The organism is Streptomyces sp. SAI-127 (genome assembly GCF_029894425.1).
Lineage (GTDB): Bacteria > Actinomycetota > Actinomycetes > Streptomycetales > Streptomycetaceae > Streptomyces.
Genome location: NZ_JARXYJ010000001.1, coordinates 5,502,390 through 5,514,753 on the forward strand (window position 1 = coordinate 5,502,390; position 12,364 = coordinate 5,514,753).

The 12,364-nt window shown below is 69.1% G+C and carries 9 protein-coding genes, 1 rRNA gene and 1 pseudogene; 3 read left to right on the top strand and 8 right to left on the bottom strand.

Annotation, left to right across the window (positions count from 1 at the left end; all coding sequences use genetic code 11):
- The first annotated feature begins 65 nt into the window (after positions 1-65).
- The 3 genes from rrf (at position 66) to M2157_RS25195 (ending at position 1,683) form a co-directional block, all read left to right on the top strand.
- A 5S ribosomal RNA gene (gene rrf / locus M2157_RS25185) occupies positions 66-182 on the top strand.
- Positions 183-253: 71 nt separating this feature from the next.
- The gene (locus M2157_RS25190; protein ID WP_280866265.1) at positions 254-799 is read left to right on the top strand and encodes a GNAT family N-acetyltransferase; all 546 of its coding nucleotides are present in this window, start codon (positions 254-256) and stop codon (positions 797-799) included.
- A 26-nt stretch (positions 800-825) separates the two neighbouring features.
- Positions 826-1,683 (top strand): GNAT family N-acetyltransferase, encoded by an 858-nt coding sequence (locus M2157_RS25195; RefSeq protein WP_280866266.1) that lies wholly within the window; start codon positions 826-828, stop codon positions 1,681-1,683.
- 3 nt (positions 1,684-1,686) lie between these two features.
- Here M2157_RS25195 and M2157_RS25200 read toward each other — a convergent pair whose 3' ends face one another.
- The 8 genes and pseudogenes from M2157_RS25200 to M2157_RS25235 all read right to left on the bottom strand — a co-directional run bounded on the left by M2157_RS25200 (position 1,687) and on the right by M2157_RS25235 (position 12,136).
- A complete protein-coding gene (locus M2157_RS25200) occupies positions 1,687-3,219 on the bottom strand; it encodes a type IV secretory system conjugative DNA transfer family protein (RefSeq protein ID WP_280868268.1) in 1,533 nt (510 codons plus the stop codon).
- 16 nt (positions 3,220-3,235) lie between these two features.
- The gene (locus tag M2157_RS25205; protein ID WP_280866267.1) at positions 3,236-4,645 is read right to left on the bottom strand and encodes an ATP-binding protein; all 1,410 of its coding nucleotides are present in this window, start codon (positions 4,643-4,645) and stop codon (positions 3,236-3,238) included.
- Between the two features lie 10 nt (positions 4,646-4,655).
- Positions 4,656-6,216: pseudogene (locus tag M2157_RS25210) on the bottom strand (SCO6880 family protein).
- A complete protein-coding gene (locus M2157_RS25215; protein ID WP_280866268.1) occupies positions 6,213-7,544 on the bottom strand; it encodes a hypothetical protein in 1,332 nt (443 codons plus the stop codon). Before M2157_RS25215 ends, M2157_RS25210 begins: the two are co-directional and overlap by 4 nt.
- Positions 7,534-8,370: a hypothetical protein gene (locus M2157_RS25220; protein WP_280866269.1), complete on the bottom strand. Its 837-nt coding sequence runs from the start codon at positions 8,368-8,370 to the stop codon at positions 7,534-7,536. Before M2157_RS25220 ends, M2157_RS25215 begins: the two co-directional genes overlap by 11 nt.
- A 165-nt stretch (positions 8,371-8,535) precedes the next feature.
- Entirely contained in the window at positions 8,536-8,844 is a 309-nt protein-coding gene (locus M2157_RS25225) for a hypothetical protein (RefSeq protein ID WP_007383036.1), read from the bottom strand.
- Between the two features lie 337 nt (positions 8,845-9,181).
- Entirely contained in the window at positions 9,182-10,447 is a 1,266-nt protein-coding gene (locus M2157_RS25230) for a S53 family peptidase (RefSeq protein ID WP_280866270.1), read from the bottom strand.
- A 345-nt stretch (positions 10,448-10,792) separates the two neighbouring features.
- Positions 10,793-12,136, bottom strand: coding sequence for a S53 family peptidase (locus M2157_RS25235; protein WP_280866271.1), 1,344 nt, complete (start codon positions 12,134-12,136; stop codon positions 10,793-10,795).
- Positions 12,137-12,364 lie beyond the last annotated feature (228 nt).

Consider the following 12,364-nt stretch of genomic DNA (forward strand, 5'->3'; position numbering starts at 1 on the left):
TCGCGTCCACTGTGTTAGTTCTGAGGCAACGACCGTGTTGTGTTTCCGGTCTAACTTCATAGTGTTTCGGTGGTCATAGCGTGAGGGAAACGCCCGGTTACATTCCGAACCCGGAAGCTAAGCCTTACAGCGCCGATGGTACTGCAGGGGGGACCCTGTGGGAGAGTAGGACACCGCCGAACAATTTTTGAGAAAACCCCCGTTCCATTCGGAACGGGGGTTTTCTGCGTTTCGGGGTATTACTCTGGCCGGCATGAGTTATGCGATCCGGGCCATACGTGCCGATGAGTGGCCCGCGGTAAAGGAGCTGAGGCTCGACTCGCTGCGGGATCCGGTGGCGCACCTGGCGTTTCTGGAGACCTACGAAGAGGCCGTCGCCCGCCCGGACTCCTTCTGGGAGGACAGGGCGGCCGGGGCCGCCGAAGGGGAGACCGGGGCACAGCACTTCGTCGCCGAGGGGTCGGACGGGCGGTGGCTCGGGCAGTTGGTCGTACTGCTGGAGGAGGCGGGGACCACGGACTGGGCCGGGTTTCCGGTCGAACGGCGGCAGGGGCACATCGTCGGGGTGTACGTACGGCCCGAGGCGCGTGGCGGCGAGCTGACCAAGGCGCTCTTCTCGGCGGGCCTGGAGTGGGCCTGGGGAGCGGGAGCCGAGCGGGTGCGGCTCATCGTGCACGAGGAGAACGGGCGGGCGCAGAACCTCTACCGCAAGGTGGGCTTCGTGCCCAGTGGGGTGCGGGTGCCGTTGCCGCAGGCTCCGGGGGAGTCCGAGCTGGAGTTCGTGCTGGAGCGCGACTGAGGCGCGTTCATCAGGGATCATGAAGCATGCGCCCGGACGACTGGCACCTCACCGAAGACATCGACGACTTTCTCGCTCGCGCCGGGGAGTTCCTGCGCTCACGTCCTCTCCCGCACATCATGCCGCTGACGTGGACCGCGAGACTGCGTGCGCGTGGGGCGGCCGCGTACGGTGCCGAGGCCGCCGTCTTCGGTTGGTTGGAGCGGGCCGGTGAGGTGCACGGCACCTTCTACCGCCTGTCGCCCAGCCGTGGTCTGAGCCTCACTCCTCTCACCGCCGAGCAGGCCGACGCTCTCGCCGCCCGTCTGGTCGCCCTCGGCCACTCCGTGCCGTCCGTCAGCGCGGACGACGCCACCGCCGCCGTGTTCGCCGAGGCCTGGCAGCGGCACACCGGGGCGACGCCGAGCGTGCGCGTCCGGCTCTGTCTGCACCGCCTTGGCACGCTCGTGCCGCCGGAGCCGCTTCCGGCGGGACGGAGCCGGGCCGTGGGGGACCGGGACCTCGAGCAACTCATGGGCCTGTGCCGCGGGTTCGCCGCGGACGTGGGGGAAGCCGTCACCATCGACGCCGACTCCTGGGCCGGCACCCGCTTCGCGGACAAGCGCTACACGTTCTGGGAGGCTCCGGACGGGACGCCCGTCTCCATGGCGGGCGCGAACCCCATGGTCGCCGGGCTGGTCCAGGTCGACCCTGTCTACACCCCGGCCCCTCTGCGCGGTCGCGGATACGCGGGTGCGGTGACGGCCGAGGTGAGCCGGGCCGCACTGGCCGCGGGCGCCGAGGATGTCGTGCTGTTCACGGACGCGGCCAACCCCACCAGCAACGCCCTCTACCGGCGCCTCGGGTACGTTCCGGTCGTCGACTGGGCTGCGTACGACTTCTGAGCTCTAGGCCGGTAGGTCCGCGTCCGGCCAGCGGGTGCGGGCCTGTTCGCGGGACCGGAGCAGGGCCAGGGTCGGTAGCCCCCGGTCCGCCCCGGCGGCCAGCAGCTCCCGGAGCTGGGGAAGCGGAGCCACCGCTGCGACGTCGTCCAGGACGAGCGTCAGTGGTGGGTCGAGGCGACCGGAGGATGACCGTTCGGCCATGCGCCGGCCACGCTCGACCACGCTTGAGGTGAGGGCCGTCAGAAGGGGCATCGCGCCCGGATTGGTCCTGGGGTCCTCGATGGATTCACCCACCACATAAAGCGTGCCCCCTTCGTCGACGAAGGAATCCAAGGCGAGGGCATCATTTCGGTTGGGAGTGCATGCCTCGCGGATGTTGACCGTGAAGAGGGCGGAGAGGGCCCGGCTGGTCAGCTCCTGGGCGATGTCCCGCCGTTCGGGGTGCGCGGTGAGAGCGGCTTCGAGTTCGCCCGCGGAGCCGGGGGCCGCCTTGGGATTGGTGCGGAGGGTTCTCACCGCGTCCTGGATCTGGGCGCCCTGGCACCAGCGGTGGACGTGGCGGATGGTGCGGGCGTCTATGGCCGCGGCGTGGAGGTAGCTGCGCAGGAGCGTTTCGGCCACGTCGGCCACGGCCTGGTCGATCTTTGCGGTGGGGCGGACGGGGGCGAGGAGTGCCTGTGCCCTTGCCTTGGCCGTTTCCTTGGTCTCGCAGCCTGTGGTGGGGGACCAGTGGAGACGGGCCGGGGTGTCGCAGAGGTGGGTGGGGTCGTAGACGTGGACCGGGCCCAGCTTGGCCCTGGCGTCTTTGGTGTCCTGCCAGATCGCGGGGTTCGAGGTGACGACGAGGGTGGGGCCTTCCGCGTCCCTGATGGCCTGGGTCGCGGTGGGGTGGCGGGACTCTCTCGGGGCGTAGAGCACCGCGCCTTCGGGGCGAGGTGTCTCCCACCCGGCCATCCGTTCACCCTTGGACAGGGAAGTGGGCAGCTTGGCGGCGGTCGGTGTCGCGAGGAGCGGCTCGGTGGGCTGCGGGGGGCTGGGGAGGGGCGCAGTGGCCGGTTGCGGCTGGGGTAGTGGCTGCGGCTCCGGCGTCGGCTTCGGGATCGGTACCTCGTGGACCGGTTCCGGTTGCGAGCGTCGTTCCCGTGCCGCCAGTTTCTCCGCTCTCGTCCTCGCCCGGACCGCCCTCCAGCGGGCCAGTGTTCCCATCACGAAGATCGTCAGGACGACCAGGATCATCAACTGGCCGATGAACAGGCCCCAGACCAGGCCGTAGCCGGAGAGCCCGCCTGCGGGGGTGTCGGGCCAGGCGCCGGAGATGTCCTGGGGGTGGCCGATGAGGTGGCGCATGGCCTGGGGGGTGCGGGTGAAGGTGACGTTCTTGGGCCAGTCGCCGTGGGCGAACAGGCCCGCGAGGCCCGTCGCCGTCCAGACCAGCAGGGTCATGCCGAGGAGGAAGGCGAGTATGCCGACCAACAGCCCGTCCGGGACGCCTCCCTGGCCTCCCTGACCGCCCTGTCGGCGGTCGTCCGGTCTCACCACTTGCCCGCCCCTCCTACGCCACCGTCGACTCGGAGTCGCCCAGGTGCTGCTCCACGAAGGCCGCCGCCCGTTCCTCCGCCTCCAGCTCCGCGGCGCGCAGGGCGTCGTCGTTGAGGTCGCTGGAGGACTCTGTCATCGCGCGGTCGGTGAAGACCAGGGGGCGTTCGGTCTCGGTGACCAGGTGTTTGACCACCTGGACATTGCCGTTGACGTCCCAGACGGCGATGCCGGGGGTGAGGGAGGGGATGATCTCGACCGCCCAGCGGGGCAGGCCCAGGACTCGGCCCGTCGCACGCGCCTCGTCCGCCTTCTGGGCGTAGATCGTCCTCGTCGACGCCATCTTCAGGATCGCCGCGGCCTCCTTCGCCGCCGCTCCGTCCACGACGTCGGACAGGTGGTGGACGACCGCGACGAAGGACAGGCCGAGCCGCCGGCCGAACTTCAGGAGCCGCTGGAAGAGCTGGGCCACGAAGGGGCTGGCGATGATGTGCCAGGCCTCCTCGACCAGGAAGATGCGCTTCTTGCGGTCGGGGCGGATCCAGGTGTGTTCCAGCCAAACTCCGACGATCGCCATGAGGATGGGCATGGCGATGGAGTTGCGGTCGATGTGGGACAAATCGAAGACGATCAGCGGCGCGTCCAGGTCGATGCCGACCGTTGTCGGGCCGTCGAACATGCCCCGCAGGTCACCGTCGACCAGGCGGTCGATGACCAGGGCGACATCCAGCCCCCATGCGCGGACGTCCTCTATGTCGACGTTCATCGCCTCGGCCGACTCGGGCTCGGGGTGCCGTAGCTGCTCCACGATGTCCGTGAGGATCGGCTGGCGGTCGACGATCGTCTCGTTGACGTAGGCGTGCGCGACCTTCAGGGCGAAGCCGGAGCGTTCGTCGAGGCCGTGGCCCATCGCGACCTCGATGATGGTCCGGAGCAGGGCGAGCTGGCCGGTCGTCGTGATCGCGGGGTCGAGCGGGTTGAGGCGGATCCCCATGTCCAGGGCGGCCATCGGGTCCAGTCGGATGGGAGTTATTCCCAACTCCTGCGCGATCAGGTTCCATTCACCGACGCCGTCCTCGCCCTGGGCGTCGAGGACGACGACCTGGCGGTCGCGGAAGCGCAACTGCCGTAGGACATACGTCTTCTCGAGCGCCGACTTGCCGTTGCCGGACTCGCCCAGGACCAGCCAGTGAGGTGCCGGGAGCTGCTGGCCGTAGAGCTGGAAGGGGTCGTAGATGTAGCCCTTGCCGGAGTAGACCTCGCGGCCGATGATCACGCCCGAGTCGCCGAGGCCCGGCGCCGCGGTCGGGAGGTAGACCGCCTGCGCCTGGCCGGTGGAGGTGCGGACCGGCAGGCGGGTCGTCTCGACCTTTCCGAAGAGGAAGGACGTGAAGGCGTCGGTGAGGATGGACATCGGATCCCGCATGCGGCAGCCCCTACCTTCGAATGCCGGTGGCGAACGGAAGGGTGTTCACGAAGGCGCGATGGTGCTCGCGGTCGCACCACTCCAGTTTCAGGTACGACTTTCCGGCCGAGGCCCGGATGGTCCGTTTGTCGCGGGCCAGGGCCTCGGGGTTACGGGAGGAGACGGTGATGTAGCCGACCAGGTTGACGCCGGCCGCGCCGCTTGCCAGGTCCTCGCCGCGCTGGTCGAGGCGGTTGTGGGCGGCGATGTCGCGCGGGTCCACGGTCCGGTTCATCTTGGCCGCACGGGAGGCCTCCGCCTCGTCGTTCGTCTTCTCGGTCAGCATGCGTTCGATGGCGATCTCGGTGGGTTCGAGGTCCATCGTGACGGCGACCGTGCGGATGACGTCCGGGGTGTGGACGAGCAGGGGCGCGAGGAAGTTGACGCCCACCGGGGTCATCGGCCACTCCTTCACCCAGGCCGTGGCGTGGCACCAGGGCGCGCGGGTGCTGGACTCCCGGGTCTTCGCCTGGAGGAACGTCGGTTCCATGGCGTCGAGTTCGGCCGGCCAGGCGTTGCGCTTGGTCATCGCCTGGATGTGGTCGATGGGGTGGTCGGGGTCGTACATGGAGTGGATCAGCGAGGCCAGCCGGCCCTGGCCGAGGGGCTGGCGGACCCGGATGTCGGCCTCCTGGAGGCGCGAGCAGATGTCGGTCAGCTCACGCGCCATGACGACCGCGAGTCCCGCGTCCCGATCGAGCCTGCGGCCGGACTGGGGGCGGGCCGCGCGGGCCATCGCCTGGGCCTCGGCGGCGAGTTCGCGGTTGAAGTGCATGCAGGCGACGAGGTACGCGCGGTGCTGCTCGCTGCTGGTCGACACCATCGACTGGAGTTGGTCGTACGACGTCTGCAGCCATGGCAGTGCCCTGTCGTCCCCGCGCATCGCGACGTCCCTTGGCGTGGGCGTCGGGGTCGGCGGGGAGGGTGCGGGCGAGCATCTGGATGCGGGTGACGAAGCCGTCGCCGTTGGCCACGTGCTTGAGGAGGGTGCCGAAGCGGTCGACGAGGGCTTCCTGGTCCTCGGAGTCGCGCAGGCCGACGCCGGGGCCCTCGATCTCGATCGCGGCCGTCACCGTGCGGCGGTCGGCGTGGAGCAGTACGGCGATCTCGTCGGGGCCGAACGGGGCGGCGAGCCAGTTGATCCGGCCGATGCCGGGGGGTGGGCCGACCTCGACCTCGCGGCCGTCGACGTGGGTGCCGGCCTCCATCACGGAGGAGCGGTAGGTCGTGCCCTGGCGCAGGGTGCGCTTGTAACTGCGGTTGATCTCGAACCACTTGTAGAACGTGCGGCGCTTGTACGGCACGTAGACCGCGGCGAGCGCGACGAGGGGGAAGCCCATCAGGAGCACGATGCGCAGGGAGAGCACCGGGACGAGGAGCCCGCACATCATGCCGAGGAACGCGCCCACGATGATGAGCGCGATCTCGCCGGTCTCGCGGTTGCGGCCGACGATCGCGTTCGGCCGGGCGCGGCCGATCAGATATGTACGGCGGGGCGTGACCGTATGCGACACGTGGGACTCGGTCGTCAACGCCCGTCACCTCCTGTGCTGTTGCTACTGCTGTTGCGGGTGTTGCCGGCGTGCGGGCTGTTCACCGGGTTGCTCGAGCGGGGAGCGGGAGCGGCGGAGGGGACAGATCCGCCGACTCCGTTCGGGGTGCGCGAGCTGTGTGCGGCGACTCCGCCGGACGCCGGGTTGCTCGGGCGGGCGCCCGATCCTCCGGAGGCCTGACCGTTGTTGTCGGCCCGGGAGCTGTGGGTCTTGATGCCCTGGGCGACCAGGGTGGCCGGGGAGCTGATCACCGCGGCGGCCTTGCCCTCGGCGTTCTGCATGATGCGGTTGTTGCGGGAGCCGGCGATCTCGTCGCCGAAGCCGGGGACGAAACGGTAGATCATCGCGCTGGCGAAGATGGCGAGCAGGATGATGGCGAGGCCGGAGACGACGGCGGAGAAGGCGTCGGGGCCGTCGTCGGAGGAGAGCGCGCCGGCGAGGCCGAGGACGATGACGATCACCGGTTTGACCAGGATGACGGCGATCATGATGCCGGCCCAGCGGCGGACGTGGCCCCAGAGGTTCTTGTCGACGAGGCCGGCGTAGACGACGGTGCCGAGGAGGGCGCCGACGTAGAGGAGGGCGGCCCGGATGACGAGCTCCAGCCACAGGACGCCGGCGGCGAGGATGCTGACCAGGGACACGACGATCAGCATGATGGGGCCGCCGCCGATGTCGTTGCCCTTCTCCAGGGCGCCGGAGAAGGTGCCGAAGAAGGTGTCGGTCTGGTCGCCGGTGGCCTTCGCGAGGACCTCTGAGACGCCGTCGGTGGCGGAGACGACGGTGTAGAGGATGAGGGGGGTGAAGGCGGACGCGAGCACGGTCAGCCACAGGAACCCGATCGCCTCGCTGATGGCGGTGGTGAGGGGGACGCCTCGCACCGCGCGCTTGGCTACGGCCAGCAGCCACAGGAGAAGGGTGAGGATGGTCGATGCCGCGAAGACGACGGCGTACTGCTGGAGGAACTTCTGGTTGGTGAAGTCGACGTTCGCGGTGTTCTTGACGGCCTCGCTGAGCTTGTCGATGGTCCAGGCGGCGGCCTTCGCGCAGCTTTTGGCGAGGGAGGACATGGGGTCGAGGGTGGAGGTGGGGTCGTCGTTGATCGATCCGCCGTTCGACTTGCTGCTGCGGTCGCTCTCGCACAGGGAACGGGCGGTGCCGGTGATCAGGCGGCAGGCGTCGTCGCTCGGCGTGGGAGACGGTGAGGGCGACGGGGCCGCGAAGGCTCGGCCCGCCAGCAGCACGGCCGCGGTCTGTACGGCTGTGACCGCCGCGGCGGCCTTGAGTACGTAGCGACTACCGGGCATAGGTGAACCCTCCGTACTCGGCGACAGCCTTCGCCATCTCGTCGGCGCTGGAGGCCGTGTCGTCGCCTGGGACGGGCGCCGGGCCTTCTTTCTGGGACTGCGTGACGACCTTCCAGTCGTCGGCGGTCCACTCGAGCTTCATGGTGATGGTGAACCAGCTGTTGGTGACGGGGTTCGTGGACTTCTCGCCTGCCATGCCGAGCAGCCCGCTGCACCAGACATCGATGGTCGCGCTGTTCTGGGAGGACTGGGTGACCTTGGTGCCGATCGGACTCGTACGGGAGACGAAGGTGTAGCCGACCGGCGTGGAGCCGTCGTCGTTCAGTCCGATGTTCTTGCTGAAGGCCGGGGTGTAGGCCTTGTCCAGAGTCGATGTGAAATCAGCGACACGGGTGGGGGCGATGATGTTCTGCAGGATCGCGTCGCGCTTGACCTTGTTGAACATGTCGGCCGAGCCCAGCGCCACGGCGTAGTTCGCCGCCGCGCTCTGCGCGCCTTGGACGTCATGCGGGTAGCGCGCGGGAATCACACCCGGCGTGGACTGCACCGGCTTGGTCCCGCTGGGAGCTGTCGACGCGACGTCCGGCTGCCCCCCCGCCCCCTCCGCCGAAGTAGAGGAATCGTCTCCCCCGCGGTTCGCGAAGGCGATCGCGGCGATCAGGAGGACGATGACGCCGACCACGGTGACCAGGCTTCGGGAGGATGAGCGGCCGGAGCGGCGTGCGCCGCCGTACAGGTCGCTGTTGCCGGTGCCCGGTAGGTGGGTGCGGGTCTGGCCGGTGCCGCCGTAACCGCCGGAGCCCTCCTGGTCGTCTCCGAGACTCATGCCGCTCACGTCCCCTCGACGTCGTACGAAAACGCGTAGGAGTACGACGGTAGCCGCGCTGGTTTCCGCGCGGGTGCGGTGTGGTGACTCGACATCAGGGAACGCAACCTCAGCCGGTGGGCACTGCGGACGGGTGGGTTGGAGGGGCTGTACCGGACGCGGCGGCTATACGGCCATGCCGTACACGATGGTGAAGAGCGTGCCCAGGGAGCCGATGATGAAGACTCCCGTCAGCCCCGCGATGATGAGGCCCTTGCCCTGTTCCGCGCTGAAGGTGTCCCGCAGTGCGGTGGCGCCGATGCGCTGTTTGGCGGCGCCCCAGATGGCGATGCCGAGGCAGAGCAGGATGGCGACCGCCATGACGACCTGGATCATCGTCTTCGCCTCGGTCCCCAGTGCCCCGAAGGGGCCCCAGTCCGGAGCGATCCCGCCGATGATGGTGTTGATGTCTCCCTTGTCGGCCGCAAAGAGCATGTAAGTCACCGCCCCTGGTGGGTAGTTCCGTCTCCCCTGCGTGTGCGCAGAGGTCAGGCCTCATTGTCGCCGACAATTCCGCCGTCGTATGTCGACTTGGCGGCATTGGTTGGCGGGTTTCGTACGAATGACTGTCTGGTCACTCTGTGTATCACGGCAGGTCACGCCGGGCAATGAGGCCTGAGCGGAACCTGTCCTGTGGTTCCGTCGTTGACCCCTCTTACGACCTGCGGCGCTTGTGGCACCGATGTTCTGCGGGTGAAGGCTAACCGGAGGCCCACCGGCATGGCGAACGGGCCGCGGTAGGGGAGCCCGCGGCCCGTTCGTTGACGGAGAGTCAGCTGGTGAAGGCGCTTACTCCGTTCGGGGTGCCCCACCCGGTCGGGCCGTCGTAGCCCGAGGTGGCGGTGCAGAAGTAGCTCGTCGAGCAGCTGCCGTTGTTGCCCGATGTCACGTCGTTGAGGGAGGACGTGTGCTTGTAGGGGTACTGGGCCGGGTAGTCGCTGCTGCCGGGCGTACCGGCCAGTGCGTAGACGGCCGCGATGATCGGTGACGAGGCGCTGGTGCCGCCGAACGTGTACCAGCCGGCGGTGATGCCGTAGGAGTCGTAGACGGAGACGCCGGTGGCCGGGTCGGCCACGGCGGAAACGTCCGAAATCATGCGCTTGGTGCAGCCGGTGTCGGTCTGCCAGCTCGGCTTGGCGTCATAGGACGAGCAGCCCGAGCCCGTGCCCTCGGTGCTGCTGGTGTTCCAGACGGTCTCGCTCCAGCCGCGGGTGCTGGAGGAGGTGGAGAGCGCGGTGCCGCCCACCGACGTCACGTACTTGGAGGCGGCCGGGTACTCGGCGCCGTAACCCCCGTCACCGGCGGAGACGGTGATGGCCACACCGGGGTGGTTGAAGTACGAGGAGTCGTAGGTGGTGTCCGCGGAGGACTCGGAGCCGCCGTAGGAGTTGGAGACGAACTTCGCGCCCAGCGTGACGGCCTCGTTCACCGCGGTGCCCAGGTTCGTCATGGTGGCCGACTTGGCCTCGACGAGGAGGATCTTGGCGTTGGGGGCGATGGCGGAGACCATGTCGAGGTCGAGGGAGATCTCCTCGGACCAGCCGGCGTCGCTGCGGGGCAGGGAGGTCGTGGAGCCGGTCTGGGAGACCTTCTTGAAGCAGCCGTTGGCGGTGGTGCAGGCCGGCAGGCCGTAGTACGAGCGGTACTTGGCGAGGTCCGCCTCGGCGTTCGGGTCGTTGTAGGCGTCGACGATGGCGATGGTCTCGCCGGAGCCGTTGGAGGCGGACGCGGCGGTCAGGCCGTACGCCGACTGGAGGTCGCTCGGGCCGTAGCCGGAGGGGGTGGCGGCCTTCGGGGTGATGCCCCGGGCCTTCTGGAAGGCGGTGGTGCCGCCCGTCACACGGAGGGAGTCGCAGGCGAGTTCGCCGGCCTTCTTGGGGGTGGCGCAGGGGGTCGCGGCCCAGGTGACCTTGGACGAGGTCGTCGCGTCCGCGTGGACCGCGGTGCCGAAACCGGCGAGGACGAGGGCGGCGGTGACGGCCGTGGCGGAGCCGACGCGGTGCCATCTCAGGCGTGTGTGGGGGAAGTTGGAACGCAAGGTGCAGCCTCCTGATGGTGAGGGAACAGGGGCGGTGCGGGTGCGTGCCGTCGGTACGGTTTCCCCGGCGGCGGGCGGCGGCCTGTGACGACGGTCCACCTTGTTCCGTACGCGACAACAGAGAATGGCTGGAATTCTGACCTTCGCCATACCGAAAGTTGTCCCGGGCTTACTCGTGCATGGCCGCCCGATGGACTGTGGGCGGTGGTGACTTGACTCGGGTGGACATGGCGAACGGGCCGCGACCGGATGTCGCGGCCCGTTGCCGTTGTGCCGCCGAGGGAACCCCACGTCCCCCTCAAGGGCGGCGCCCCCGTGACCCGACGGGGACACTCGTGGACCGGATCAGCCAGTGAAGGCGCCCAGGCCTTCCGGGGTACCGAGACCGGTGGGGCCGTCGTAGCCCGACCTGGCGGTGCAGAAGTAGCTCGTGGAGCAGGTGCCGTTGTTGCCGGAGGTCACGTCGTTGAGGGCGGAGGTGTCCAGGTAGGGGTACTGGGCCGGGTAGTCGCTGCTGCCCGGGGTGCCCGCGAGGGCGTACACCGACGCGATGATGGGGGACGAGGCGCTGGTGCCGCCGTAGGTGTTCCAGCCCGTGCCGTCCGCGCCGTAGGAGTCGTAGACGGAGACGCCGGTCGCCGGGTCGGCGACGGCCGAGACGTCGGCGATCATGCGCTTGGTGCAGCCGGTGTCGGTCTGCCAGCTCGGCTTGGCGTCATAGGACGAGCAGCCCGAACCCGTGCCCTCGGTGGAGCTGGTCTTCCAGACGCTCTCGGTCCAGCCGCGGGAGGTGGAGGAGGTGGACAGCTTGGTGCCGCCGACCGCGGTGACGTACTTGGAGGCGGCCGGGTATTCGGCGCCGTAGCCCTCGTCGCCGGCGGAGACGGTGATGGCGACGCCGGGGTGGTTGAAGTACGAGGAGTCGTAGGAGGTGTCCGAGGAGGACTCGGAGCCGCCGTAGGAGTTGGAGACGAACTTGGCGCCCAGGGTGACGGCCTCGTTCACCGCCTTGCCCAGGTTGGTCATGCTCGACGAACTCGCCTCGACCAGCAGGATCTTGGCGTTCGGGGCGATGGCGGAGACCATGTCGAGGTCGAGGGAGATCTCACCGGCCCAGCCGCTGTCGGCGGTGGGGAGGGAGGTCGTGGAGCCGGTCTGGCCGACCTTCTTGAAGCAGCCGTTGGCGGTGGTGCAGGCCGGCAGGCCGTAGTAGCTGCGGTAAGTGGCCAGGTCCGCGGCGGCGTTGGGGTCGTCGTAGGCGTCGACGATGGCGATGGTCTCGCCGGAGCCGTTGGAGGCGGACGCGGCGGTCAGGCCGTACGCCGACTGGAGGTCGCTCGGGCCGTAGCCGGTCGGGGTGGCGGAGGTGGCGTTCGGCTTGAGCGTCTTGGCGGTCATGCCCTTCAGCGCGGCCTGCTTCTCCATGAACGCGGTGGTGCCGCCGGTGACGCGCAGGGCGTTGCAGGCGGCGTAGCCCTTCTCGGGGGTGGCGTCACACGCGCTCTCGTACTGCACATGGGCCTTGGCGACGGCGGTGGCGACGGCCTTGGCGCTCACGTGGTCTGGCGTGGCCGCAGTGGCCTGGACGGCGGTGCCGAGTCCGGCGAGGACGAGGACGGAGGTGGCCACGGCGGTCGAGCCGGCCCGACGCCATCTGCCGGACATGTGGGGGGAAGGGGAAGTACGCAACGTACAGCCTCCTGAGAGTGGTTGCAGAGGCCTGCAGTGGGGGGACCACCGGTGAGGTTCCCGGTGGGGGCGGCGACCCGCGTAGACCATCGCCTTGTTGAGTACGTGACAACAAGGCAGCCGGTGGAATCCTGACTCCCGCCATACCCAAGGGCGTTGGGGGATTGCTGATCAATGGCGGGCGGATGGGCGGGGGATGGTCACGGCTTGACCATCTACACGCGTCGC